General features: G+C 60.0%; 25 protein-coding genes. 14 read left to right on the top strand and 11 right to left on the bottom strand.

Going from position 1 to position 26,358, the window contains the following annotated elements; all coding sequences use genetic code 11:
- Nucleotides 1–4: 4 nt before the first annotated feature.
- From I9H09_RS20840 to I9H09_RS20830, 3 genes are all read right to left on the bottom strand, one after another.
- Nucleotides 5–2,044: a pilus assembly protein TadG-related protein gene (locus I9H09_RS20840; RefSeq protein ID WP_122324295.1), complete on the bottom strand. Its 2,040-nt coding sequence runs from the start codon at nt 2,042–2,044 to the stop codon at nt 5–7.
- Nucleotides 2,045–2,205: 161 nt separating this feature from the next.
- Nucleotides 2,206–3,522 carry a bifunctional DedA family/phosphatase PAP2 family protein gene (locus I9H09_RS20835; protein WP_122347484.1) on the bottom strand — a complete coding sequence of 439 codons (1,317 nt, stop codon included), beginning with the start codon at nt 3,520–3,522 and terminating at the stop codon, nt 2,206–2,208.
- 3 nt (nt 3,523–3,525) lie between these two features.
- A complete protein-coding gene (locus I9H09_RS20830) occupies nt 3,526–4,200 on the bottom strand; it encodes a DNA-3-methyladenine glycosylase (RefSeq protein WP_122347483.1) in 675 nt (224 codons plus the stop codon).
- Between the two features lie 316 nt (nt 4,201–4,516).
- On the opposite strand from I9H09_RS20830, the gene I9H09_RS20825 reads away from it, so the two are divergent.
- The 12 genes from I9H09_RS20825 to lipA all read left to right on the top strand — a co-directional run bounded on the left by I9H09_RS20825 (nt 4,517) and on the right by lipA (nt 15,926).
- Nucleotides 4,517–5,782 (top strand): glutamate-5-semialdehyde dehydrogenase, encoded by a 1,266-nt coding sequence (locus tag I9H09_RS20825; protein ID WP_122347482.1) that lies wholly within the window; start codon nt 4,517–4,519, stop codon nt 5,780–5,782.
- Between the two features lie 22 nt (nt 5,783–5,804).
- Nucleotides 5,805–6,464, top strand: coding sequence for a nicotinate-nucleotide adenylyltransferase (gene nadD / locus I9H09_RS20820; RefSeq protein ID WP_183136727.1), 660 nt, complete (start codon nt 5,805–5,807; stop codon nt 6,462–6,464).
- A gap of 60 nt (nt 6,465–6,524) precedes the next feature.
- The gene (gene rsfS, locus I9H09_RS20815; protein ID WP_002555337.1) at nt 6,525–6,911 is read left to right on the top strand and encodes a ribosome silencing factor; all 387 of its coding nucleotides are present in this window, start codon (nt 6,525–6,527) and stop codon (nt 6,909–6,911) included.
- A 9-nt stretch (nt 6,912–6,920) separates the two neighbouring features.
- Nucleotides 6,921–7,388 carry a 23S rRNA (pseudouridine(1915)-N(3))-methyltransferase RlmH gene (gene rlmH / locus I9H09_RS20810; RefSeq protein WP_002555336.1) on the top strand — a complete coding sequence of 156 codons (468 nt, stop codon included), beginning with the start codon at nt 6,921–6,923 and terminating at the stop codon, nt 7,386–7,388.
- Between the two features lie 28 nt (nt 7,389–7,416).
- Nucleotides 7,417–9,312, top strand: a complete 1,896-nt coding sequence (mrdA, locus tag I9H09_RS20805; RefSeq protein WP_122324297.1) for a penicillin-binding protein 2 — start codon at nt 7,417–7,419, stop codon at nt 9,310–9,312.
- Between the two features lie 31 nt (nt 9,313–9,343).
- Entirely contained in the window at nt 9,344–10,447 is a 1,104-nt protein-coding gene (rodA, locus tag I9H09_RS20800) for a rod shape-determining protein RodA (protein ID WP_005888724.1), read from the top strand.
- A 17-nt stretch (nt 10,448–10,464) separates the two neighbouring features.
- Complete coding sequence (mltB, locus tag I9H09_RS20795; RefSeq protein ID WP_122324298.1) at nt 10,465–11,472, top strand: lytic murein transglycosylase B; 1,008 nt, start codon at nt 10,465–10,467, stop codon at nt 11,470–11,472.
- Complete coding sequence (locus I9H09_RS20790; protein WP_005888728.1) at nt 11,472–12,500, top strand: septal ring lytic transglycosylase RlpA family protein; 1,029 nt, start codon at nt 11,472–11,474, stop codon at nt 12,498–12,500. Before mltB ends, I9H09_RS20790 begins: the two co-directional genes overlap by 1 nt.
- A gap of 240 nt (nt 12,501–12,740) precedes the next feature.
- Nucleotides 12,741–13,901, top strand: coding sequence for a D-alanyl-D-alanine carboxypeptidase family protein (locus I9H09_RS20785; protein ID WP_005888730.1), 1,161 nt, complete (start codon nt 12,741–12,743; stop codon nt 13,899–13,901).
- A 93-nt stretch (nt 13,902–13,994) separates the two neighbouring features.
- Nucleotides 13,995–14,270 carry a DUF493 domain-containing protein gene (locus I9H09_RS20780; RefSeq protein ID WP_003340907.1) on the top strand — a complete coding sequence of 92 codons (276 nt, stop codon included), beginning with the start codon at nt 13,995–13,997 and terminating at the stop codon, nt 14,268–14,270.
- Nucleotides 14,270–14,926: a lipoyl(octanoyl) transferase LipB gene (gene lipB, locus I9H09_RS20775; protein WP_122311366.1), complete on the top strand. Its 657-nt coding sequence runs from the start codon at nt 14,270–14,272 to the stop codon at nt 14,924–14,926. Before I9H09_RS20780 ends, lipB begins: the two co-directional genes overlap by 1 nt.
- A complete protein-coding gene (gene lipA / locus I9H09_RS20770; RefSeq protein ID WP_005888734.1) occupies nt 14,919–15,926 on the top strand; it encodes a lipoyl synthase in 1,008 nt (335 codons plus the stop codon). The genes lipB and lipA overlap by 8 nt, the downstream gene beginning before the upstream one ends.
- 119 nt (nt 15,927–16,045) lie before the next feature.
- Here the strand turns inward: lipA and I9H09_RS20765 are convergent, their stop codons facing one another.
- The 6 genes from I9H09_RS20765 to leuS form a co-directional block, all read right to left on the bottom strand.
- On the bottom strand, nt 16,046–17,383 hold the full coding sequence (locus tag I9H09_RS20765; RefSeq protein WP_024670319.1) for a lytic murein transglycosylase: 1,338 nt from the start codon (nt 17,381–17,383) through the stop codon (nt 16,046–16,048).
- 83 nt (nt 17,384–17,466) lie between these two features.
- Nucleotides 17,467–17,622, bottom strand: a complete 156-nt coding sequence (gene arfA, locus I9H09_RS20760) for an alternative ribosome rescue factor ArfA (protein ID WP_003376569.1) — start codon at nt 17,620–17,622, stop codon at nt 17,467–17,469.
- A 142-nt stretch (nt 17,623–17,764) separates the two neighbouring features.
- A complete protein-coding gene (locus I9H09_RS20755) occupies nt 17,765–17,986 on the bottom strand; it encodes a hypothetical protein (RefSeq protein ID WP_053481346.1) in 222 nt (73 codons plus the stop codon).
- Nucleotides 17,987–17,991: 5 nt separating this feature from the next.
- Entirely contained in the window at nt 17,992–19,029 is a 1,038-nt protein-coding gene (holA, locus tag I9H09_RS20750) for a DNA polymerase III subunit delta (protein ID WP_122346623.1), read from the bottom strand.
- 41 nt (nt 19,030–19,070) lie between these two features.
- The gene (locus tag I9H09_RS20745) at nt 19,071–19,676 is read right to left on the bottom strand and encodes an LPS-assembly lipoprotein LptE (protein WP_005888742.1); all 606 of its coding nucleotides are present in this window, start codon (nt 19,674–19,676) and stop codon (nt 19,071–19,073) included.
- Nucleotides 19,677–19,765: 89 nt separating this feature from the next.
- The gene (leuS, locus tag I9H09_RS20740) at nt 19,766–22,372 is read right to left on the bottom strand and encodes a leucine--tRNA ligase (protein WP_122324301.1); all 2,607 of its coding nucleotides are present in this window, start codon (nt 22,370–22,372) and stop codon (nt 19,766–19,768) included.
- Nucleotides 22,373–22,682: 310 nt separating this feature from the next.
- On the opposite strand from leuS, the gene I9H09_RS20735 reads away from it, so the two are divergent.
- Nucleotides 22,683–23,027, top strand: a complete 345-nt coding sequence (locus I9H09_RS20735; RefSeq protein WP_024691625.1) for a hypothetical protein — start codon at nt 22,683–22,685, stop codon at nt 23,025–23,027.
- Between the two features lie 103 nt (nt 23,028–23,130).
- On the top strand, nt 23,131–23,901 hold the full coding sequence (locus I9H09_RS20730) for a YdcF family protein (RefSeq protein ID WP_122347143.1): 771 nt from the start codon (nt 23,131–23,133) through the stop codon (nt 23,899–23,901).
- Between the two features lie 52 nt (nt 23,902–23,953).
- Here I9H09_RS20730 and lnt read toward each other — a convergent pair whose 3' ends face one another.
- Together lnt and I9H09_RS20720 are read right to left on the bottom strand one after the other, a co-directional pair.
- Nucleotides 23,954–25,474 (bottom strand): apolipoprotein N-acyltransferase, encoded by a 1,521-nt coding sequence (lnt, locus tag I9H09_RS20725; protein WP_054988826.1) that lies wholly within the window; start codon nt 25,472–25,474, stop codon nt 23,954–23,956.
- 41 nt (nt 25,475–25,515) lie between these two features.
- Entirely contained in the window at nt 25,516–26,358 is an 843-nt protein-coding gene (locus tag I9H09_RS20720) for a CorC family transporter (RefSeq protein ID WP_005888757.1), read from the bottom strand.

Genomic DNA, 26,358 nt, shown 5'->3' with positions numbered 1-26,358 from the left:
CACGCTAGATGACAAGCGTCGCCTGACCCAGATTACAACTCAGGTTGGCGCCGACGTCGGCTGGCGCTATACCTAAGCCGAGGGCTTGAAACAGTGGGTCGACTGCCGAGGTCAGCAGCGGCTTGAGGGTGTTTTCGACAATGCCGTCCAGCGCCAGGGTCAGGCTGTTCAATATTGACGCCGTGCCGTTGATGACGGTGCCTAATACGGTGCCTGTTGCAGACTTGTAGACATTCACCTTGACGCTGGATACCACGCCGTTCAGTACGCTGCTGGGTGGTGTGGTTGCGATACCTGTCTGGAAATGCGGGAGCTGGGTTATTTCCGGAAGGTTGGGCGTGCTGAAGGTCCTGTCGGTTGCCGCCGGACTGCTCAGCGGCGATTGGGTGACCGGGTCGAAGCTCAGGCCGATGCCGCCACCACCAAAAGGGACGCGCGCGGCGCACGTTCCCAGTCCCGGAAGGCCCAGCGGTTTCTGGCAGACCTGGGTGCCGATATCGATCACCGGGATGGGCAGGGCTGTGACTGTCGAAGGGTCGACACTCGCAGGGAAGGCATTGCTGTCGCTGATCTGCCCGACCTTGGCACTGAGCAATGCCGCTTCGGTGTGAACCTTGAGCGACTTGACCGTATTGCTGGTGCAGGTGAAACCGGTGACGTAGCTGTCGGCGCTGGCCAGCGACAGGCTCAGGTCGATTTTCGGCCCGGCGCTCGGCGAGGTGCTCGAGGTCAAAAACTTGATGTCGGTGACCATGCAGCTGGTCAGACCCAGCGCGCACGAGGTTGAGCCCAGCACGCCGGCAATGTTCAGGCCCAGAGCATTGTTGAGGACCGGCGTCAGGCTGCCGACCACCGAGCCAGCCGTATTGACCAGCGAGGTGATAGTGCCTAGTACCGGCAGATTGATCGACACTAGCGCACGCATCTGTGCGGTACGTACGTAGATCCGGTTGGCACCGGTCCTGGGATTGAGCGGGTCGATCATGCTCGGGTCGCCGATGGCAGACAACTGAGGCGGCTCAACCACTTGAATGCGCGTTGTTATTTGCGCCAGACCCGCCACATTGATCTGCGTCGCGGCCGAAATGCCATTTTTATCGTTGGCCAGTTGCGCGATCCCCTGAACCAGGTCTATCAGGCGCAGCTTGGTGTTCAGAGCCGCGATGTCCGGGCTGCCTTGTATCGACAGCAAATCGCCCAGCACCACTCGGGTTGTGCCGCTGGCCAGCTTCAGTGCTTGCAGGCCGGCAATCGTTGCCGTCCCGCTCAGGGTGCCGCCAGGGTCAAGCACATTGATGGCGGTCTGGATCAACTGACTGACTGAAACGGAGGTGGCCAGTACATCGTTGTAGCCCACAGCCGTTACGTTGAGGTCGGTCTTGAGACGGTTCAAGTAGTTCAGAAGGCTTACATCGGTACTGGCGATGCCTTGCCAATTGGCGATGCCGAGGTTGAGCGAGCCGCCCAGCAGGCTGCCGATGACCGGGTTCAGAATGGCTGCACGGGTGCTGTCCACTGTCACTGCGGCGCTGCGAATGGTCAGCGCCGCCAGTGGCGCAGCACTCACTGCGACCGCCGTGGCGCTGAGCGTGATGTCCGCAGGCGTCGGCGTGCTGTCGAACAGTGCACCGATACCCGCTGCAATGCTCCGTGGCACCGGGTGTGCCGCGACCACCTGAATGGCCTGAGTCTGGGTGGAGTCAGCAACAAATACGCGTTTGCTCAAAAGGCCGAGAGCCAGGGCGCCGCACCGGGTCAGAAGAGTCCGGCCATCGGTATTCGGCGTAAAACCGTTGCGTGTGGCGCTCTGGTTGGCGAATTCCGGGGCTGTGGCCGCGCTGCCACAGGTGCCTCTGCGTCCGGAAGCTTCCAGCGCCGCGATGTCCGCGATGCGTTGCAGCGAGCGCTTCTCCAGATACAGCCTGCCGCTGTCCACTACCACCAGCGCGCACAGCAGCGCCAGGCTCAGTGTCAGCGCCGCCATCAGGCCGATTGCGCCACGCTGTCGGGCGGGTGTCGCTATGTAATGAATCAGGTCGGACATCAGCACTCCTTCGACAACGCTGTCGCTCACTCGCCTGCTTCAGGGAGTGTAGTCAACGCGTCGAAAGAGCAATGGCAAAGTGCCGGATTTGCCAACGAGTGCCCGGTGCACGGGCACCGTCTGGCTGAATGAATCAGCCGATGTTGCTGTTCAAATGCCGCTTAGTACTGGTAGCGCAGCACGGCATGCGACAGGGCGCGAACCGCAAATATACCGAGCAGCGCGGTCATTGCCGGCACGATCAGCCACCAGACGCGTACCGACATGGCGGGCAGGGACTGCTCTCGCTGAATGAACGCCAGGCTGGCCGCGCAAACGCAGAAGGCCAACAGCATTCCTGCCAGAATGTCCGTCGGCCAGTGAACCCCCAGGTAGACCCTCGACAAGGCAATGGCCAGTGCCGGGATGCCGCCCACCAGCATCCAGGTCAGGCGCAAGCGGACCGGCTGGCCACGTCCGGCCAGCACGGCAAGCGTCATGAACAGCGCAAAGGCCGCAGAGCTGTGTCCGCTGGGCATGCTGTAGGTTGTCAGCGGGTCTACCAGCACTTCAGGGCGGGCGCGGGCAAAGAAGGTTTTCAGTACGCCGTTGGCGGCAGCGGTGCCCAATGTGGCTGCCAGGGCGAAGGCTGCATGGCGCCACTGCCTGGCGACTGCCAGCACTATGACTAGCAAGGATGCCGCCAGCAACTGGGCTTTGAAGTCACCGATGCTGGTGACGAACAGCACAATGTTCTGCGCGGCTTCGCTGCGGTGTTCCTGGATGAGTTTCATCAGGCCATTGTCGAAATCCGCCAAGTAAGGCCAGCCGATGAACAATGCTGCAACCAGTGTCAGGCTGACCGCGGAGATCAGCTTGGTGGCGTAGCGTTTCTGGCGAATGCTGCTTTGAATGCTCAGCCCGAAGAGAACCGCAAGCCCGGTGCCGACCACAGCAGCTTCAGGCCAGAAGCCCTCCGGCAATGGCAGGCGAATGGCCGCACCGGCCGCCCAGCCCGGCATCAGATAGGCAATCGACCAGCCAGCCGCAGCCAGCACGCTGACGGCGGCGAAGCGCGGTAGCGGCATGTCGCACATGCCGGCGATCATCGGCAGCATGGGGCGCAAAGGGCCGATAAAGCGGCCAACCAGCAGGCTGGCTATGCCGTAGCGATGGAAGTAGCTCTCGGCACCGGCCATCCATTCGGGGTGCGTGCGCAGGCCCGGTAGTTGACGGATATTCTGATGAAAGCGGCGGCCGATGAAGTAAGAGACCGCATCCCCCAGCAGCCCGCCAAGAAAGCCCAGCAACAGCACTTCGCTCAACGGCAGAACGCCACTGCCAGCCAGGGCTGCGATGGCGAACATGATCACCGTGCCCGGCACAACGATCCCGACAATCGCGACACATTCCACAAAGGCCACTAAAAAGATCGCCACCGCCACCCAAGAGGGGTTCGCCGTCAGCCAGCCGGTCATGCCATTGAGCAGGTCGCCCATGGGTCAGTTTCCTTGATCATCGAGAAATAGATAGTCGCGGCCTTCGACCTGGCCGCGTCTGAGAGGGTTCCGTGTGCAGAAACGGGCATAGCCCGAGTCCACGAAGCGATACATCAAATGCTCGTCGCGACCGCTGGGGATGCCCAGGCGGGTGGTCTGGATAATGCGTTCGGGCCTTTGGCCGACATCCTCGACCAGCAGCTTTTGCGGATCGAAACGCCTGGCGTCCCATTCGGGTACTTTCAGGCCGAGCGCTTTGCACAGCAGGGTCTGGCCAGCGCAGAGCCGTTGCGCCGGACGGATGGCGCCGCTGGCGTCAGGATTGTTCAGTTGCATCTGTGCCAGAGCGTTTTCGTCGCTTGTCGCGTCGGTCCAGGGGAACGCCGATTTGATCAATACCGCGTTGCCCGGCCCTTCGGCGCTGAAATTCAGGGAGTCGCCGCCGCGTGCGTAGTACATATAGATGTGGCCGCCGTCGAGGAACAGGGCTTTGCGCTTTTCGGTGTAACCCAGCGATGCGTGGCTGCCTTTTTCGGCGCAGTAACACGCTTCCGTCTCAATGATGCGCGCGGCCAGCCACAGTTCGCCTACCTTGTGGCGGATGACCTTGCCCAGCAGGTCACGGGCAAGTATTTGGGCGTCGCGTTGGAAGAACAGGTCTGGAAGGGCTGTGGGCATGATCAGGCAGTACGTTGACAAGGTGCCCGATCATAACAAGCACAACTTTAATTGCAGCTGAATGTGTCGGTATTAAAAACTTTGTTGTTTCTTTAAATGACGAAATCGTGACATGCCATCCTGCCTGGTTCCGCATCTTCTGTACGAGCGCCGCTTGGTCATACCGCCGACGCGGGAAGCAGGACCAAAGTGGCGAGCGCTATCGAGCGAAGTGAATATGCGCACTGATATCGACCTTCCGCCTGTCCGCGCTGTCGTTCGCGCCCTGCGACAGCTATAATCAGCCGCTTTCCTCTTTGCCAAGACCTCTGAGACCATGACTGAGTCCGTTCTTGACTACATGACCCGCCTGGGTCGCGCCGCCCGCGAAGCATCGCGCGTGATCGGTCGTGCCAGTACTGCGCAGAAGAACCGTGCCCTGCAAGCCACTGCGGCCGCGCTGGACGAGGCTCGCGACGAATTGTCCGCGGCCAATGCGCTGGACCTGGCCAACGGTCAGGCTAATGGCCTTGAGCCTGCCATGCTGGAACGTCTGGCCCTGACCCCCGCACGCATCGACAGCATGATCGTCGGGTTGCGTCAGGTCGCCAGTCTGGCAGACCCGGTGGGCGCGATCCGCGACATGAGTTATAGGCCTTCAGGTATTCAGGTCGGCAAGATGCGTGTGCCGCTTGGCGTTGTAGGCATCATCTACGAATCGCGTCCGAACGTGACCATCGATGCGGCCAGCCTGTGCCTGAAGTCGGGCAATGCGACCATCCTGCGCGGCGGCTCTGAAGCCATTCACTCCAATCGTGCCATTGCCGCCTGCATCGAGCGCGGTCTGGCCGAGGCGGGTTTGCCTGCTGCCGTGGTGCAAGTCGTCGAAACCACTGATCGCGCTGCGGTCGGTGCGTTGATCACCTTGCCCGAATACGTCGATGTGATCGTTCCGCGTGGCGGCAAGGGGCTGATCGAACGTGTCAGTCGCGACGCACGCGTGCCGGTTATCAAGCACCTCGACGGCATCTGTCACGTCTACGTCAGTGCCCACGCCGACTTGGTCAAGGCCCAGAATATTGCCTTCAACGCCAAGACCTACCGTTATGGCATCTGTGGCGCGATGGAAACCCTGCTGGTCGATCAAACCGTTGCCGCAGAGTTCCTGCCGCCGATGGCTGCACAGTTTCGCGAGAAGGGCGTCGAGCTGCGCGGCTGCGAGCGCACCCGTGAGCTGATCGACGTCATTCCGGCCACCGAGGAAGACTGGCACACCGAGTATCTGGCGGCCATCCTGTCGATTCGCGTGGTGTCCGGGCTGGACGAAGCCATCGAACACATCAATCATTATGGCTCGCATCACAGCGATGCCATCGTTTCCGATCACCAGAGCCAGATTCGCCGGTTCATGGCCGAGGTCGATTCCAGTTCGGTCATGGTCAATGCGCCAACGAGTTTCGCGGATGGCTTCGAATACGGATTGGGTGCCGAGATAGGCATCTCTACTGATAAGCTGCACGCCCGCGGTCCTGTGGGGCTGGAGGGCCTGACCTGCGAGAAGTACATCGTGATCGGCGATGGCCAATTGCGCGGACAAGCCTGACTTGAAAAGCCCCATGACAGCGCTGCCCAGACGTATCGGCATGCTCGGGGGCACGTTTGACCCGGTTCATATCGGCCACTTGCGCGGTGCGCTCGAAGTGGCCGAATTGCTCGAACTCGATGAGTTGCGCCTGACGCCCAGCGCCAGGCCACCGCATCGTGACATGCCGAGCGTTACGGCTGAGGACCGTCTGGCGATGGTCCGCAGTGCGGTTGCAGGTGTGTTGCCCTTGACGGTGGATGACCGTGAACTGAAGCGGGACAAGCCGTCGTATACCCTCGACACACTGGAATCGATGCGCGCCGAGTTGGCGCCTCAGGATCAGTTGTTCCTGTTGCTGGGTTGGGATGCCTTTTGCGGGCTGCCAACCTGGCACAGGTGGGAAGAACTGCTGGAGCACTGCCATATCGTGGTGCTGCAACGCCCGGACGCAGACAGCGAGTCGCCGGATGCCATGCGCAACCTGCTGGCGGCACGCGCAGTCAGCGACCCGAAGGCCCTGAAAGGGCCGGGTGGACACATTACATTCGTCTGGCAGACGCCTTTATCGGTGTCTGCCACCCAGATCCGTCAACTGCTGGCCAGCGGTAAGTCGGTACGTTTTCTGGTGCCAGACGCGGTACTGGCCTATATCGATGCGCGCGGGCTTTACCGTGCGCCGAACACTGATGGGTCGTCCTGAAACTGCTTTGATCGATAAGCGTTTGGACGGTCCCACACATACGAGCTGAATGAGTTTTATATGACAAAGCAAAAAATGAGCAGTGAAGAAGTCATCAATGTTGCGATTGCAGCGCTTGAAGAGGTCAAGGGTGCCGACATCCTGACCATCGACGTGCGCGACAAGACCAGCATCGCCGACTACATGCTGATCTGCACCGGTACGTCCAACCGTCAGTTGAACGCACTGGTCGACAACGTTCGTGACAAGGTCAAGGCTGCCGGCCTGAAATCGCTGAGCGAAGAAGGCAAGGGCGACAGCGACTGGGTTCTGCTGGACCTGGGTGATGTGATCGTTCACGTGATGACCGCTGCAGCACGCCAGTTCTACGACCTTGAGCGTCTGTGGCAGGGTGCCGAACAAAGCCGTGCTGCCAGCGCTGCGCACCACACTCCGGGCAACGAATAAGGCCTTGATGTGCGTTTGCGTCTGATTGCTGTCGGTTCGCGCATGCCCAAGTGGGTGGAAGAAGGTTGGCATGAGTACGCCAAGCGGATGCCCTCAGAGCTTGCGCTTGAGCTGGTGGAAATTCCGCTCAATACCCGTGGCAAGAACGCTGATGTCGCGCGCTTTATCCGTCAGGAAGGCGAGGCGATGCTGGCCAAAGTGCAGCCGGGTGAGCGAATTGTCACACTGGAAGTGCATGGCAAGCCGTGGAGCACCGAACAGCTTGCGGTCGAACTCGATCGCTGGCGCCTCGATGCACGTACGGTCAACCTGATGGTGGGCGGCCCCGAGGGGCTGGCGCCTGAGGTCTGCGCGCGCAGTGAGCAGCGCTGGTCGCTGTCGCCGCTGACCTTGCCGCATCCGCTGGTGCGCATCCTGATTGGCGAGCAGATGTATCGCGCCTGGACAGTCCTGTCCGGGCACCCTTATCACAAGTAGCATCGTCTTTATTGTGAACACGGCCTAAATGTCTCAACCGATCCGCCTCAAAGACCACGAAAAAGACGCACGTCTGGTGCGCGGCAGGGTCGTGTTCGGTGCAGTGGCGGTCGTGTTGCTGGTGTGCGTCCTGATCGCGCGTCTGTATTACCTGCAGGTCATTCAGTACGACTATCACTCGACGCTGTCGGAAAACAACCGCGTTCACGTTCAGCCTATTCCGCCCAGCCGAGGGCTGATCTACGACCGCAACGGCGTTGTGGTGGCAGACAACCGGCCCAGTTTCAGTCTGACCATGACCCGCGAGCGTTCCGGTGAGTGGTCCAGCGTGCTCGACACTATTGTTGAGATCCTGCAGCTCACCCCCGATGACCGGATCATTTTCGAAAAACGCATGAAGCAGGGGCGTCGTCCCTTTGAGCCAGTGCCGATCCTGTTCGAGCTGAGCGAAGAGCAGATCGCGCTGATTGCGGTCAATCAGTTCCGCCTGCCAGGCGTCGAAGTGGTTGCGCAGTTGGTCAGGCATTACCCGCAAGGGCCGCACTTTGCCCACTCGGTCGGCTACATGGGGCGGATCAACGAAAAAGAGCTCAAGAGCCTCGATCCGATCAACTACAGCGGCACCCACCATATCGGCAAGACGGGCATCGAGCGCTTCTACGAGCCTGAGCTGCATGGTCAGGTCGGCTACGAAGAGGTCGAGACCAATGCTCGTGGTCGCGTGCTGCGAGTGCTCAAACGTACTGATCCCATTCCCGGCAAGGACATCGTCCTGAGCCTGGACATCAATCTTCAGGAAGCTGCCGAGGCCGCGCTTGGCGGGCGTCGCGGTGCAGTGGTGGCCCTGGACCCTGCTACCGGAGAAGTGCTGGCGATGGTCAGCGCTCCCAGCTTCGATCCCAACCTGTTCGTGACCGGCATCAGCTTCAAGGCTTACGCCGAGCTGCGCGATTCCATCGACCGGCCGCTGTTCAACCGCATTCTTCGTGGCCTGTATCCGCCGGGTTCGACCATCAAGCCTGCCGTGGCAATTGCAGGGTTGGACTCCGGCGCTGTGACGCCTGGCTCGCGGGTATTCGATCCAGGGTATTACCAGTTGCCCAACTACGATCACAAATACCGCAACTGGAACCGTACCGGCGACGGCTGGGTGGATCTTGATACAGCGATCATGCGTTCAAATGACACGTACTTCTACGATCTTGCGCACAAAGTAGGCATTGATCGGCTTGCCACCTACATGAACAAGTTTGGCATCGGGCAAAAGGTGTCGCTGGACATGTTCGAGGAATCGCCAGGCCTCATGCCTTCCCGTGAGTGGAAGCGCGCCACGCGCCGTCAGGCCTGGTTCCCTGGCGAAACGCTGATTCTCGGGATCGGTCAGGGCTACATGCAGGCGACACCGCTACAACTGGCCCAGGCAACTGCGCTGGTGGCCAACAAAGGTGTGTGGAACCGTCCGCATCTGGCCAGAACCATCGAAGGCAAGGCGCCTGTCGACGAGAACCCGATGCCGAACATCGTATTGCGTGATCCGGCCAACTGGGAACGCGTCAACCACGGCATGCAACAGGTCATGCACGGTGCGCGAGGCACGGCACGCAAGGCTGCCGTCGGCGCGCAATACCGGATTGCCGGCAAAAGCGGTACGGCGCAGGTCGTCGCCATCAAGCAGGGCGAGAAGTATGACCGCACCAAGGTTCAGGAGCGTCACCGCGACCACGCCTTGTTCGTGGGGTTTGCTCCAGCCGACAACCCTAAAATCGTCGTCGCGGTGATGGTCGAGAACGGCGAGTCCGGTTCCGGCGTTGCGGCGCCTGTGGTGCGGCAGGTCCTGGACGCCTGGCTGCTTGACGAAAACGGCCATCTCAAGCCTGAGTACGCCGGTTCCCTGAATCTGGAGGCTGCGGCCCGTGAAGAGTAATTTCGACCGCATCCTGTCCAGCGAAGACGTGATGCGCCGCCGCGCCACGTTCCTGCAGCGCATTCATATCGACGGTCCGTTGTTGATTCTGCTGCTGACCCTCGCGGCAGGTAGCCTGTTCGTGCTGTATTCGGCCAGCGGCAAAAACTGGGACCTGCTAATCAAGCAGGCCAGTTCGTTCGGTATCGGTCTGGTCGCGATGGTAGTAATTGCCCAGCTCGAGCCAAGGTTCATGGCGCGCTGGGTGCCCGTGCTTTATGTGATCGGCGTTCTGTTGCTGGTGGTTGTGGATGTAATGGGCCATAACGCGATGGGGGCGACCCGATGGATCAATATTCCCGGCGTGATCCGTTTTCAGCCTTCGGAATTTCTGAAAATCATCATGCCGGCGACCATTGCCTGGTACTTGTCCAAGCGCACGCTGCCGCCGCACCTCAAGCACGTAGCGGTGAGTCTGGCCCTGATTGGCGTGCCGTTCATTCTTATCGTGCGTCAGCCCGACCTTGGCACGTCGTTGTTGATTCTGGCTTCCGGCGCTTTCGTGCTGTTCATGGCGGGCCTGCGCTGGCGCTGGATTCTAAGTGTGCTGGCCGCAGCCGTGCCCGCAGCAGTCGCCATGTGGTTCTTCTTCATGCACGACTATCAGAAGCAGCGCGTACTGACGTTTCTGGACCCGGAAAGCGATCCGCTGGGCACCGGCTGGAACATCATCCAGTCCAAGGCCGCCATCGGTTCAGGCGGGGTATTCGGCAAGGGTTGGTTACTCGGCACCCAGTCGCACCTCGACTTCCTGCCGGAAAGCCATACCGACTTCATTATTGCGGTACTGGGCGAGGAATTCGGGCTGGTGGGGATCTGTGCGCTGCTGATCATCTATATGCTGCTGATCGGTCGCGGGCTTGTCATTACCGCGCAGGCCCAGACATTGTTCGGAAAACTGCTGGCCGGGGCGTTGACCATGACGTTTTTTGTTTACGTTTTCGTCAACATCGGTATGGTCAGTGGCCTGATGCCCGTGGTGGGGGTGCCGTTGCCCTTCATTAGCTATGGCGGAACTTCGCTTGTGACCCTACTGTCAGCGTTTGGGGTTTTGATGTCGATCCACACACATCGTAAATGGATCGCTCAGGTTTGATTAAGGTGAACAACTCAATGCAAGTAATGCGTAACTGGGCTCGATATGCTCCGGTGGTCGGCCTGGTGGGCATCCTTGGGTCGGTGCAGGAAGCGCTGGCCGGTGACTATGACGGCTCGCCCCAAGTGGCTGAGTTCGTCGGTGAAATGACCCGCGATCATGGCTTTGCCGGTGAGCAGTTGATGGGCCTGTTTCGTGAGGTCGAGCGCAAGCAGGCCATTCTCGATGCAATTTCCCGCCCGGCCGAACGGGTCAAGCTGTGGAAAGACTATCGTCCGATGTTCATCACCGATACGCGCATCGCCCGAGGCGTGGACTTCTGGCGGCAACACGAGGCTGCGCTGGCACGTGCCGAGCAGGAATACGGCGTACCTGCGCAGATCATCGTCTCGATCATTGGCGTTGAAACGTTTTTCGGTCGCAACACCGGCAATTACCGGGTGATCGACGCCTTGTCGACACTCGGTTTCGATTACCCGCCACGCGCTCCGTTCTTTCGCAAGGAGCTGCGCGAGTTTCTGCTGCTGGCTCGCGAACAACAGGTTGATCCGCTGACCCTCAAAGGCTCGTACGCCGGGGCGATGGGGCTGCCGCAGTTCATGCCGAGCAGTTTTCGCGCTTACGCAGTGGACTTCGACGGCGACGGTCATATCAATATCTGGACCGATCCGGACGACGCTATCGGCAGCGTCGCCAGCTACTTCAAGCAGCATGGTTGGGTCGCGGGTCAGCAGGTGGTCAGTCGTGTCACTGTACGCGGCGATCGGGTTGACGAGGGCTTGAGTCCTGCGCTTGATCCGGTAATGTCGGTTGGGGAGTTGCGAGGGTTGGGCTGGGCGAGTCATGATGCGCTGCGCGACGACATGCCGGTGACGGCGTTCCGTCTTGATGGCGATAATGGTCCTGAATACTGGCTGGGTCTGAACAATTTTTATGCAATTACCCGTTATAACCGCAGTGTGATGTACGCCATGGCCGTGTATCAGCTGTCTGAATCGTTGGTTCAAGCTCGAGGCGTCAAGTAATGCGGGCAATGCCAATCCGTCAATCATTAAAGCTGCTGGCGTTGAGTGGCCTCGCGTTGCTGGTTGCCAGTTGCTCCTCGCCATCGCGCACGACCAGTACGCAAGCGCCGAAAGGCGGTGCCGTCGTGCGCTCGATGCCGGGGCTGGACATCAACCGTGCCCACAAGGACGGCGCGCCGTGGTGGGACGTGGATGTTTCACGCATCCCCGATGCGACGCCGACCCTGCACACGGGTGTCTATAAGGCCAACCCGTATACCGTGCTGGGCAAGACCTACTTTCCGATGAGCGATTCCAAGCGCTACGTCGCGACGGGCACCGCGTCCTGGTATGGCACCAAGTTTCACGGGCAGAATACCGCCAATGGCGAGGTGTATGACCTTTACGGCATGAGTGCCGCACACAAGACCCTGCCGTTGCCCAGCTACGTCAAAGTGACCAATCTGGACAACAACCGCACTGTGATTCTGCGCGTCAACGACCGCGGCCCGTTCTATTCGGACCGGATCATCGATCTGTCCTACGCAGCAGCGAAAAAACTCGGTTATGCCGAAACCGGCACTGCACGGGTCAAGGTCGAAGGTATCGACCCTCAGGAGTGGTGGGCACAACGTGGCCGACCGGCACCGTTGCTGCTTAATCAGCCGCAGGTGACTGCCCAGGCCACGCCGCCCGCGCTGTCCACCTCGACCGGAATCGTCGAGCAGTACACGCCGCCACCCCAGCAGCACGCAGCACCCGTCGTGCCCTTGCAGGTTGACGCAAAAAAAAACGCTTCAGGACAAGCCGCTGGGCTGTTTCTCCAGGTGGGAGCCTTCGCCAATCCGGACGCTGCGGAACTCCTGAGGTCGAAACTGAGCGGGATGGTTCGAGCGCCGGTCTTCGTCAGCTCGATAGCTCGCAATCAGCAAACGCTCTATCGGGTGCGGATGGGACCGATCGACACGCCGGGTGAAGCCCAGCAGCTGCAAAACAGCGTCAGGTCGGCCAATCTGGGTCAGCCAAGCGTAGTGACATCGGATCAGTAAGTTTTTTCGACAGTCGCCCTCCGGCAATATCGGAGGGCGAAATGCAGTCGCAGGCGGCGCCCATTTGCCCAAGGGCAGGCGTTGCAGGTAACTGCCACAAGGTCGTGTGTCGAACAGGCGACTTTGTCAGCCAGGGTAACAGCCTGGCGCCACGAGCCGTACCGAGGCCTTTTCGTCTCGCCGGTCTGTTCAGTTTTGCCCGCAAGGGCATGTTTGCCCATTAGGATTCTCGAGAGACGGATGAACATCACCACCTTTGCAAAACGCTTGTGCCTGCTTGTTCCACTGATAATCACCCCGGCTGCGTGGGCTGCTGAGCAGATGACGCCTGCCGCACCGCAACTGGCGGCCAAGGCCTACGTGCTGATGGACGCCACCAGCGGTAACGTTCTGGTCGAGAACAACGGTGACCAGCGTCTGGCGCCTGCCAGTCTGACCAAGCTGATGACCGCTTACATCGCGACCCTGGAAATCCGTCGCGGCCAGATCGGTGAAAACGATCCGGTGACCATCAGTGAAAACGCCTGGCGCACAGGCGGTTCGCGGATGTTCATCAAGGTGGGCAGCCAGGTAACCGTCAGCGATCTGCTGCACGGCATCATCATCCAGTCGGGTAACGACGCCAGCGTCGCTATTTCCGAGCACATTGCCGGTAGCGAAGATGCGTTTGCCGACATGATGAACAAGACGGCTGCCGACCTTGGCATGACCAACAGCCACTTCATGAACCCGACCGGTCTGCCGAATCCGGAGCACTACTCGTCGGCTCATGACATGGCGATTCTGGCCCGTGCCATCATTCACGAAGACCCGGCTCACTATGCGATCTATTCGCAGAAGGAGTTCTTCTGGAACGGCATCAAACAGCCTAACCGCAACCTGCTGCTATGGCGTGACAAGACTGTTGACGGTCTGAAGACCGGTCACACTGATGAAGCCGGTTACTGCATGGTTTCTTCGGCTGTTCGTGACGGCATGCGTCTGATTGCCGTGGTGTTCGGCACTAACAGCGAGCAGGCTCGTGCGGCCGAAACCCAGAAGTTGCTGACTTACGGCTTCCGTTTCTACGAAACCCAGAACTTCTATCAGAAGGGCACCGAGCTTGCTCAGGCCACTGTCTGGAAAGGCACCGAGCGTCAGGTCAAGGCCGGTCTGGCTGAAGATCTGAGCATGACCATGCCGAAGGGCGACATGAAAAAGCTGTCTGCCAGCATGACCATGAACCCGCAACTGGTTGCACCTATCGCCAAGGGCGACGTAATCGGCAAGGTTGAAGTCAAGAAAGACGATCAGGTGGTTCGCACCTCCAATCTGGTCGCGCTTGAAGCCGTCGAGGAAGGTGGCATTTTCCGCCGCGTGTGGGATAGCATTCGCCTGTTCTTCTACGGCCTGTTCAACTGACCTTCCAGTAACTACTGCCGACCTTCTCGCCGCCCGCTCATGATCTGAGTGGGTGGCGTGTCCGTCGTCACGGCTTGTGAGACCTTTACTGCCATGACCGATACCGACATCAAGTCGCACAAAATCGAATTTCCCTGCAATGACTACCCGATCAAGGTGATCGGCGACACCAGTGTGGGTTTTACGGCTGCCGTGATGGAAGTGCTTGAAAAGCACGCCACGGTCGACCTCAAGACGCTCGCCGAACGTCAGAGCAGCAACGGCAAATACACCACCGTCCAGTTGCACATCGTCGCCACTGGCGAAGATCAACTGCGCGATATCAATAGTGCCCTTCGCGCTACGGGTTTCGTGCACATGGTGCTGTGATGGGCGGTGCCTTGGGCTTTCGTGATCTGGGGCTGATCGATTACGAAACCGTCTGGCACGCCATGCAGCGCTTCACCGACGGACGTGGCCGGGACGCTGCTGATGAGGTCTGGCTGGTCCAGCACCCGCCAGTCTTCACCCAGGGACAGTCCGGCAAGCCCGAGCATTTGCTGCTGCCGGGCAATATTCCTGTCGTACAGGTCGATCGTGGCGGCCAAGTGACTTATCATGGCCCGGGCCAACTGGTGGCTTACCTGATGCTTGACGTCAGGCGCCTTGGTTTCGGCGTGCGCGATCTGGTCACCCGGATCGAGAACACGCTGATTGTCCTGCTGGCCGATTATGGCGTTGCGGCAGCCGCCAAAGCCGACGCTCCGGGCGTGTACGTCGATGGCGCTAAAATCGCGTCGCTCGGCCTGCGTATCCGCAACGGTTGTTCGTTTCATGGTCTGGCGTTGAACGTCGACATGGATCTGGAGCCGTTCCGCCGCATCAATCCTTGCGGCTACGCCGGGCTGGCCATGACCCAACTGAGCGATCAGGCAGAGCAGATAGAATTTTCCGAGGTAAGTGTCCGACTGCGCACGCAGCTCGTCAAACACCTCGACTACGCTGAGCAGGCGACCCTTACGGGCGGAATAAACCATTATGACTGACACCGTGCAAACCCTGATCCCGACGCTTGACGTTTCCGAGCGTGTGGCCCGTCCGAAAGTCGAAGCGGGCGTCAAGCTGCGCGGAGCGGAAAAGGTTGCGCGCATCCCGGTCAAGATCATTCCAACCGTCGATCTGCCGAAAAAGCCCGACTGGATCCGCGTTCGTATCCCGGTTTCTCCGGAAGTCGACCGTATCAAACAGTTGCTGCGCAAGCACAAGCTGCACAGCGTCTGCGAAGAAGCCTCCTGCCCCAACCTGGGCGAATGCTTCTCCGGTGGCACCGCGACCTTCATGATCATGGGCGACATCTGCACTCGTCGTTGCCCGTTCTGCGACGTGGGCCACGGCCGTCCGAAAGCACTCGACGCCGACGAGCCGAAGAGCCTCGCCATTGCGATTGCCGACCTGGGTCTGAAATACGTGGTGATCACCTCGGTAGACCGCGACGACCTGCGTGATGGCGGTGCTCAGCATTTTGCCGACTGCATCCGCGAGATCCGTCTGTTGTCACCGGGTGTCCAGCTTGAAACGCTGGTACCCGATTACCGTGGGCGGATGGACGTGGCGCTGGAAATCACCGCCGCCGAGCCGCCTGACGTGTTCAACCACAACCTGGAAACCGTGCCGCGCCTCTACAAGGCTGCGCGTCCGGGGTCGGACTATCAGTGGTCGCTGACACTGCTGCAACGCTTCAAGCAGATGGTCCCGCACGTGCCAACCAAGTCCGGGCTGATGCTGGGGCTGGGCGAGACCGACGAAGAAGTCATCGAAGTCATGCAACGCATGCGTGAGCACGACATCGACATGCTGACCCTGGGTCAGTACCTGCAGCCTTCGCGCAACCACCTGCCTGTGCAACGCTTTGTCCATCCGGACACGTTCGCCTGGTTCGCCGAAGAAGGCTACAAGATGGGCTTCAAGAACGTTGCTTCAGGCCCGCTGGTACGCTCTTCGTACCACGCCGACGAACAGGCCAAGATCGCCAAGGCGATGCTCTGACAGCGAGCGCTAAAATAAGAAGGGCCCGGTAGCGATACCTGGCCCTTTTTTGTTTTATCTGATCATCGTGCCCATGCTCCGCGTGGGCATGCAGTTCTGGACGATCTGCATCGTCTCGATTACTGCCCGACAGGCTTGCGAAGCGCTTCCAGCAACTCATGCGTCGGGTACCCGTCTGCAGGCCAGCCGAAGGATTGCTGGGCGCTGCGGATTGCCTTGCGTGTATTGGCCCCGATAATGCCGTCTGGCGCGCCTGCGTCGTATTGACGGGCCGTGAGGAGGGTTTGCAGTTCGATGCGCTCAGAGCGGCTCAGCGGCAGGTCTCCGCGCGGCCAGCTGCCTACCACATAGCCTGCGCCCTTGAAGCGGTCGGACAGCAGGCTGATCGCCAGCGCGTATGACGTGGAATTGTTGTACTTGAGGATGGCGCGAAAGTTATCCAGTACCAGAAATGCCGGACCACGGTAGCCGGCAGGCAACAGCAAAGCGGCCTGCTGCTGGCTGGCCGCAACCGGGATCGCTGAGCCGTCGGGCTGTTTCAGGCCCAGTTGCTGCCATTCGGCAAGGCTCTTGCGGGTGGTCGAGTCGGCCAGGGAATAATCGAAACCAGTGCCCAGCACCACTTCAAAGCCCCATGGCTGACCACGCTGCCAGCCAGAGCTTTGCAGGTAGTGAGCAGTGGAGGCGAGGGCGTCCGCCGGTGTATTCCAGATATCCCTGCGGCCATCACCGTCAAAATCCACGGCGTGTGTGTTGTAAGTGGTCGGTATGAACTGGGTCTGGCCCATCGCACCGGCCCATGAACCGAGCATCTTGTCCGGGGTAATGTCGCCATGCTGGATGATCTCCAGCGCGGCCAGCAACTGGCTCTGTGCGAAACCTGGGCGACGCCCCTCATAGGCCAGTGTCGCCAATGAACGGATGACGGACTGCGTACCCTGGAACGAGCCGAAGTTACTCTCCATGCCCCACACCGCGACCAATGCCTGACGGTCCACGCCATACTGTTGCTCGATTTTTTGCAGATCATCGGCGTACTGCGAGAGCAGCGCCTGACCCTTGCGCACACGCACAGCGGAAATCGCGCCGTCCAGGTATTCCCAGACCGGGCGGCTGAACTCTGGCTGGCTGCGGTCTGCCTTCACTACGCTCATGTCGGGTGTGACGCCGGCAAACGCCAGGTCGAATACGTCCGCACGGATACCTGCTTTCAACGCCTGAGCGCGAAAGCCGGCCTGCCATTCGCTGAAGCTGACGGCGGGCTGAATGGTGAGGGTGTCATCGACGACCAGCGCTGGCGTGGGCGCCACGGCAGGAGGGTTTGTCTGCACTTTGCTGGATTGAAGAGGCGTGGCATCGGCTGCAGTGGGTTTTTCTGCGCAGGCTACCAGGGCAATAAGGCTGGAGGCAGCGATGAGTTGGCGCAGCTGCGGGCGATGGGTAAAACGAGAAGGCATGCTTGAGTCCAAGGGTATTACCGGTAGGTGCAGACCATAACACGGCTAAGCGGTGGAAAGCGCCTCGGAGATGTTGCTCTATATCACGCAGCCATAAAGCAGGAAGCCTCCCAGCTTTTAGACTGGAAGGCTTCGCGGCGGTAGCTGCCTTTGCCCTTGGAGGGTTGTTCCTGACGACTGCGGAACAATGGCTGGGCGATGATCGATTTGGCCTTGTTCGGCCTTTTTGGCTTGCTCATGGCGGGTACTCCTGATGGGTGTTGTAAAGCGCCGCAAATCATCAGGCAGATCCGCGGTTGTGTCTAATAGTCGTGTGCTATGGCGATCAGCGCAGAGCGTAGGGACGAGAGGATACGCGTAGTGTCAGGTCTATGCCCTAAGTCAGGCAGGCGGCAGACTGAACTGATGAAACAGCGCCATTATGATCAGGGCCAAGATGGCCATTCCGACTCCGGTTGCCCAGTTCGCGGCCGGGGTTTCTGTAAACCAGGAGCCTTTTGCAGGGTATTTGCCAAGCGTCAGGAGTTTTACGATCGGCCATCCGACCGGATAGAAAATGGCACGACCAACGACCTCAAAAAGACCTGTAGGTATGTCGCACATGAGGCCTACTCCGCAGGCAACGCCAGTCGCTGTCCGGCCATCAGCAGCGCCAGTCTGCTCAGGCTGCTCCACGGCGAACCTGCCGCCTGGCCTTTGATCTGCGCGTCAATGCGCTGTGCATCCATCAGCAGCTGGCTCCAGCGTTTCGCCGAATGGCGTTGCAAGGCTTTGCTCATCAGCGGCTTGCGCTTGTCCCAGATCGGTGGGCGGGCCGAGCTGAACACCTTGTCGAGCGGCACGCCCTGGCTGAACTGCTGGGACATGTTGGCCAGCGCACGCAATTCGCGGGTCAGCGCCCAAAGGATCACGGGTGTTTCTACGCCTTCGCCGCGCAGGCCTTCGAGCATGCGTAACGCGTGGGCTGCTTCGCCGTTTAGCACCGCATCGGTCAGGCCGAATACGTCGAAACGCGCACTGTCAGCGACGGCAGCCTGCACCGTCTCGACAGTAATCTGGCCTTCTTCGGCCATCAATTTGAGCTTTTCGATTTCCTGCGCGGCGGCGAGCAGATTGCCTTCAACCCGAGCTGCGATCAGCTCTACCGCATCCTGGGTTGCGGCCAGCCCGGCCTGAGAAAGACGCTGGCGAATCCATTGCGGCAACTGGCCGATGTCCACTGGCCAGATTTGCACGAATTGGGTTTGCGCACCGTCGATCAGTGCCTTGCCCCATTTGGTCTTTTGCGCGCTGCCATCGAGCTTGGGCAGGCTGATTAGCAGCAGCGTATCTTCGGCAGGCCGTGCGCAGTATTCCATGAGTGCCGCAGCACCTTTGTCACCGGGCTTGCCCGAGGGCAGGCGCAGCTCCAGAAGACGACGCTCGGCAAACAGCGACATGCTCGCGCCTGCCTGCAGCAGGGTGCCCCAGTCGAAGCTGGCGTCAGCGCTGAAGACCTGGCGTTCATCGACGCCTTGCTGACGTGCGGCGGCGCGAACTGCGTCGGCTGCTTCCTGGCAGAGCAACGGGTCGTCGCCGCTGATCACATAGACAGGCGCAAGCGCACCTTGCAGGTGCTTACCCAATTGGGCGGGGGCGAGTTTCATGAGTCAGAGCATGTCGGGGCCAGATCACTGGCCCCGGACACTTACCTGGCCGGAACTTCGACAGGCGACTGCTGAGGCGTCTCGTCACGGATCCGCTGAGCGGCTTCCAGTGCGTCGGCTTCGGCCTTGGCAACCGCATCGGCCTTGGCCTGCAGTTCGTCAAGACGTGCCGGGGTCAGCTGTTGCAGGCGTGCCATCAGCTTCTGGATCAGGTCATTGCGCATTTCCTGACGTACCTGCGAAGCTTCCTGATCGGAACCGGTCAGGTTATTGCCGTCGTGTACGTAGGAGCGGTCCGCGCTGACTTTGCTGTCCAGCAGTACACGATCCCGGTCGCCATGCACTTCATAGGTCAGGGTGGTGGTCAACTGGTACTCGGCAGAACGGCCCGAACCGGAATAGCTGATGGTGCGCTGGGTTTCAGCTTCGTTGGTCAGGATCAGCTTGTAAGGCGCGCCGGTATAAACCTTGACGCCGGAACTGGTCAGCAGGCGTGTCAGTTGGGTCACGGTCTCGCCGTAGGCGTTGCGCGCGCTGACATCCAGCTCTTTGAGCGCAAGCTCTGTCGTACCGGTGCCACGCAGATGGAAGCCACAGGCACTCAACAGAACAGCCAGGCCCATCACCAGCAAATTGCGTTTGATCATCTTGATGCTCCCCTTGAATCCGTTTGGGCACGCAGTGCGTGCCCTGGAAATATAGTCGGCGCCCAGCATTCGCAGGGCGCCCGATCCAATCAGCTTGCGACGATGTTGACCAGTTTGCCAGGCACGACAATCACCTTGCGTATGGTCAGGCCATCAGTGAAGCGCAATACGTTTTCGTTGATGCGTGCGGCCGCCTCGACTTCTTCACGGCTGGCGCTGGCAGGCATCTCGATATGGCCGCGCAGCTTGCCGTTTACCTGGATGACCAGTTGCAGGCTGTCCTGCACCAGAGCCTCTGCGTCGAACACTGGCCAGCCCGCATCGATGACCGGCTCGCCATGGCCCAGTTGGGTCCACAGCTCGTGGCTGATGTGCGGCGTAATCGGTGCCAGCAACAGGGTGACCGTTTCCAGGCCTTCCTGCAGCAATGCGCGATCCTGCGTAGTGGCCTGTGGGGCTTTTTCCAGCACGTTCATCAAGGTCATCACTTGCGCGACGGCCGTGTTGAATTTCTGGTTCTGGCCGATATCCTGACTCGCCTGTTTGATGGCCTGATGAATCGAGCGGCGAACGGCTTTCTGTTCGTCGGTCAGTGCTGCAACGTCGAGTGAGCCCGGCGCGCCCTGGCCGACGTGTGCCTGTGCCAGGCGCCACACACGACGCAGGAAGCGATGCGAACCTTCTACGCCAGAATCAGACCATTCGAGGCTCATGTCAGGTGGCGAGGCGAACATCATGAACAGGCGGCAGGTGTCGGCACCGTACTGGTCGATCATGGTCTGCGGGTCGATGCCGTTCTTTTTCGACTTCGACATCTTTTCAGTGCCGCCGATTTCAACCGGCAGACCGTCGCTGGTCAGTGTGGCACTGATGACCTTGGCCTTGGCGTCTCTTTCGAGGGTGACGTCGGCCGGGTTGATCCAGGTCTTCTTGCCGCTGGTTTCCATGCGGAAGTAGGTTTCGGCGTTGACCATGCCTTGAGTCAGCAGGTTCTTGAACGGTTCGTTCGAGGTCACCAGGCCTTCATCGCGCATCAATTTGTGGAAGAAGCGAGCGTAAAGCAGGTGCAGGATTGCGTGTTCGATACCGCCGATGTACTGATCAACCGGCAGCCAGTGGTTGGCAGCGTTCGGCTCGACAAGGCCACCTTCGTAATGCGGCGAAGCATAACGCGCGTAGTACCAGGAAGACTCGACGAACGTGTCCATGGTGTCTGTTTCACGCTTGGCCGGTGCGCCGCACTTCGGGCAACTGCATTCGTAGAACTCGGGCATGCGCGCCAATGGTGAGCCTGCGCCGTCCGGCACCACGTCTTCGGGCAGGATAACCGGCAACTGGTCTTCCGGGACCGGCACGTCGCCACAGGTGTCGCAATGCACGATAGGGATCGGGCAGCCCCAATAACGCTGACGGCTGATGCCCCAGTCGCGCAGTCGGAACTGAGTGCGCGACTGCCCAAGGGATTTCTTGACCAGCGCGGCTTCGATGGCATCGAATGCGTCCTGGAAATTCAGGCCGGTGAACTCGCCGGAATTGATCAGCGGGCCTTGTTCGTTGTACTCGGCTTGCCACGGCGCAGGCGTTTCATCGCCAGCGCTGGTGCGTACTACGGGTTTGATCGGCAAGTCGTATTTGCTGGCAAATTCGAAATCGCGCTCATCGTGCGCAGGGACTGCCATGACAGCGCCATCGCCGTAATGCATCAATACATAGTTGGCGACCCACACCGGCAGTTTTTCGCCGGTCAGCGGATGCTCGACGAACAACGAGGTCGGCTGGCCTTTCTTTTCCTGCGTGGCGACGTCTGCTTCAGCAACGCTGCCGCCTTTGCACTCATCAATGAAAGCCTGCAGGGCCGGGTTGCCCTGCGCAGCCAGGGTGGCCAGCGGGTGTTCAGCGGCAACGGCAACATAGGTCGCGCCCATCAGGGTGTCCGGGCGGGTGGTGAAGACTTTCAGTGCGCCTGCTTCGCCAATGGAGGCCTGATCGTACGGGAACTGAACCTCCATGCCGCGCGACCTGCCGATCCAGTTGCGCTGCATGGTCTTGACCTGTTCAGGCCAGCCCGGCAGCTCGTCGAGGCTTTCCAGCAGCTCGTCGGCGTAGGCAGTGATCTTGAAGTAGTACATCGGGATTTCGCGCTTTTCGATCAGCGCGCCGGAACGCCAGCCACGGCCGTCGATGACCTGCTCGTTGGCCAGTACGGTCTGATCGACCGGGTCCCAGTTCACGGTGCCGTTCTTGCGATAGATCACGCCTTTTTCGAACAGGCGAGTGAACAGCCATTGTTCCCAGCGATAGTAATCGGGCTTGCAGGTAGTGACTTCACGTGACCAGTCGACCGCCAGACCCAGGCTCTTGAGCTGGTTCTTCATGTAGGCGATGTTTTCGTAGGTCCACTTGGCTGGCGCGACGTTGTTGTCGATCGCGGCGTTTTCAGCCGGCATGCCGAATGCGTCCCAGCCCAGTGGTTGCAGGACGTTCTTGCCCAGCATGCGCTGATAGCGGGAGATCACGTCACCGATGGTGTAGTTGCGCACATGGCCCATGTGCAGCTTGCCGCTCGGGTAAGGGAACATCGACAGGCAATAGAAGGTGTCCTTGCCTGGCTGTTCACTGACTTCAAAAGACTTTTGCTCATCCCAGAAGGTTTGGGCGGCGGCTTCGATTTCGCGGGGCTGATAGAGTTCGTGCATGGCTACTTTTGACTAAAGATTAGTGACCCTTGACCTCTTCATTGCTTCGCCGAGTCAGGTCGGCACCGCGGGACGGACAATTGCAACTGTCTGTGCGGTGCGTTCGGGCTCAAGAGCACGGAAGTGGAATTACAGGAAGCGCCGTAGCATACATGAGGGCCGTCTATCGAGGGAAACCCTGATTGCCTCTGACAAGGGCAAAGCCCGTCTGACTGCTCTATCTGGCCGTTGGTCGCAGTCCCCGGCCTGTTTTCGAAGCAGCGCTAAGCTCAACGTCGAGGGTGATGATTATCTTCGAGGAGGTGAGCGGATGACTGAGTTGCAGCACGCGGTAAGTACATCTGAGCTTTACGAACGTTTGATCGATCGTCTCGGGCTTGCCCTTGAAACGGCACGTACATCGTTGCGGCTCCGAAACGAGTTGCCCGCCGAGCTTGAACTCCAGGGCTTGAGTTGTGCCGAGTTCGAGTGGATAAAGGCCTATCTCGAGAAGGACGTGATGGCGAGCAGTGCAACTGCCAGCATCAAGGGCAGCTACGCGACATCGTCAGAGCACAGCCGGTTGATCAATGCGCCCAAAGCAACGGCCACTATCATCTGGCTGAAAGACAAGCGGCGGGCGAAAGCGACGGTGCGGCTGGGCCGTCACAGCTAAGCTTTACATTTCTGTCTATCACGCGGGCTGAGGGCCTGCTCCTTCCGGCATTGTTGCCAGGCTTCAAACATTCTAGGCTGCGGACATCTCTGGAGATGTCCTGATGCCTTTGCGCTATTTGCTCAAAACCCTCTTGCTGCCGCCCGGCATTCTTTTTTTATTGCTGATCGCCGCCTGGTGGCTGCACCGATCCCGCCCGCGTCTGGCCGCTGCCTTCTTTATCGTCGGGCTGGGTGGGCTGTGGCTGATGAGTCTACCGGTGGTGGTGGAGTTTTCCGCTCGCCAGCTTGAGCAAACAACCCCGTTACCCCGACAGCAATGGCCGATATTGGCGCAGCAGGCCGACGCTATCGTGGTGCTGGGCAATGGGCGTGAACGCAACTCTCCGACCTGGGGCGCTGACACGCCCACCGGTCTGGGGCTGGAGCGGCTGCGTCTGGCGGCTCGCCTGGCGAAAGAATCCGGGCTGCCGATCATGACCGCGGGCGGCCTGCATTTTGATCAACCGCCTAGCGAGGCGTCCATCATGGCGCAATCGCTGCAGGAGGACTTCGGCGTGACGGTGCGCTGGCAGGAAGGGCAGAGCCGCACGACATGGGAAAACGCCACGATGGCCGCCAGGGTTTTGCAGCCGTTGGGCATCAAGCGTGTGGTGCTGGTTACTCAGGCCTGGCATATGCCTCGCGCTCGCTGGAGCTTCGAGCAGGCCGGTTTTACCGTGGTGAGTGCGCCGGTCGGCTTTCTTGGCGTGGACAATGCCCGGCCTTTTGGCGGCTGGCTTCCCGAGAGCCGGGTGTTTACCCAAAGTGGGGTGTTGCTCAACGAAGCGGCTGGCCTGCTGGTGTACCCGTGGATCTACGAAAACAAGCACTGACCTGAAGCCGATTCCACCTGAAGACAGGCGAAACCGGCGTCATGCCTTTCACTCAGACCGTCTTGGAGATCCGTGCCGCCATCAACGCCCAGCCAAACAGCAACAGGCAGACGATTGCCAATGGCCATGAACGCCATTGCAGGTAAGGCGTGAGCTGGTGCATGGGCACCACTTCTCCATACAGCACGCCGCGCTCGAATTGCGGAATCTGTACCGTGATTTTGCCAAATGGATCGATCAGCGCAGTCACGCCGTTATTGGTGGCACGAATCATCCAGCGACCGGCTTCGAGGGCGCGCATCTGGGCCATCTGCAAGTGCTGCAGCGGGCCTATAGAGGTGCCGAACCAGGTGTCATTGCTGACTGTCAGCAACAGGTCGCTTTGCGCCGACAGGCCTGCGGCGAACTCGGGGTAAACCACTTCGTAGCAGATGAACGGCGCAATCTGATAACCCTTGGCCTGCAACAGCGCCTGATCGTTAGGGCCTCGAGCGAAGTCCGACATCGGCAGGTCGAAGAAAGAGATCAGCCCGCGAAGCAGGTCTTGCAGCGGCACGTATTCACCGAACGGGACAAGCTTTTGCTTGTAATAAGTGCCATCGCCCTGGCCCGTTACAGTGATGCCGTTGTAGTAGCGATACTCGCCACGCCCTGTCGGTTCGCGCACTGGCACGCCGGTGATCAGCGCCGCGCCACGGTCCGAAGCGAACTTGCCCATCATTGCCAGGTAGCCCTCAGCGCTTTCCTTGAGAACCGGTATGGCGGTTTCGGGCCAGACGATCAGGTCTGCCTGTTGCGAGCGGAATGTCATGTCCCGATACAGCGCCAACTGGTCGTTGAGCTTTTGCGGGTCCCATTTCATGCTCTGTTCGATATTGCCTTGCAGCGCCGCGACCTTCAGCGGTGGGCCGGAAGGGGAAGTCCACGCATGATTCTTCAGGGCCAGCCCTGTGACCCACGGGGCCAGCAACAGCAGCACGCCCATGGCCAGAAACGATTTGCGTGCCCGTAAGCGGTGCAGGTTGCACAGCAATGCCGCAGTCAGGCCCAGCGCAAACGAAATCAGCCAGACGCCGCCCAGCGGCGCGAGCCCGGCGAGCGGTGCGTCAAGCTGGCTGTAACCGGAATAAAGCCAAGGGAAACCGGTAAGAAACCAGCCGCGAAACGCTTCCTGCCACAGCCATAGCGCTGCAAAGGCCAGTGAATCAGCCAGAGGCGCTTCATTGCGCCGCAGCCAGCGCGCCCAGACCCAGGCGGGCAGGGCGAAGAAAAAGGCAATGGCGGCGATGAACAGCAGCATCAGCAAGCCTGCCAGCAGCACCGAAGCCCCGCCGTAGGTATGGATGCTCACGTAGATCCAGCTGGTGCCAGCGCCATACAGACCGAAGCCATAACACCAGCCGCGCACCAGGGCCTGGCGCGGATTCAGCTCGCGCAACCCCAGATAGAACATCGCCACCGCCACCAGCACCAAGGGCCAGATGTCGAACGGCGCCAGGGCCAGTGTCGTGAGTCCGCCGGCCGCCAGGGCCAGCAGATTACCGGGCCAGCCGGGGCGGGTTATCCAGCGCATGTAGATTCCTTAAAACGGTATCAAGTTGTTGCAGACGGTGATCACGGGCGTGAGATCGGGCTTACACGCAGCAAATGAATGCGACGGCTGTCGGCGCTCAAAATGCGGAAACGATAGGCACCTATCTCGGTGATTTCGGCGCGCTTGGGCAGATGGCCGAACGCATTCATCACCAAACCACCCACGGTGTCGAACTCGTCATCCGAAAAGCTGCTGTCAAAAAATTCGTTGAAATTCTCGACCGGCGTCAGCGCCTTGACCAGGAAGTCACCGCTTGGCAGGGGCTTGATATAGCTGTCTTCCTCGACATCGTGCTCATCTTCGATGTCGCCGACGATCTGTTCCAGCACGTCTTCGATGGTCACCAGGCCTGCCACGCCGCCATATTCGTCGATGACGATGGCCATGTGGTTGTGGTTGGCACGGAACTCGCGCAGCAGCACGTTAAGACGCTTGGATTCGGGCACGAAGGTGGCCGGACGCAGCAGCTTTTTGACGTCGTCGCTGTCACCGTCAGCCTTGAGGATAAGTGGCAGCAGGTCCTTGGCCAGCAGCACACCGAGCACGTCGTCGTGGCTTTCGCCGATCACCGGATAGCGCGAATGCGCTGCATCGATGACCGCAGGCAAGAATTCGCGGGGTGTCTGGGTCGCCTTGATGCTGATCATCTGCGAGCGCGGCACCATGATGTCGCGCACTTGCAGGTCAGCCACCTGAATGGCGCCCTCGACGATGGCCAGCGCTTCGCTGTCCAACAGTTTGTTCTGATGGGCTTCGCGCAGCAGCTCAAGCAGCTCCTGGCGGTTTTTCGGCTCATGGACAAAGGCCTGGGTCAGTTTACCCAACCATGACTTTTGCCCGTTGCTCGATCGATCTTCGCTCAT

This window comes from Pseudomonas tremae, assembly GCF_023278125.1.
GTDB classification, from domain to species: domain Bacteria; phylum Pseudomonadota; class Gammaproteobacteria; order Pseudomonadales; family Pseudomonadaceae; genus Aquipseudomonas; species Aquipseudomonas tremae.
This window is presented reverse-complemented; position numbering and strand designations above follow the sequence as displayed.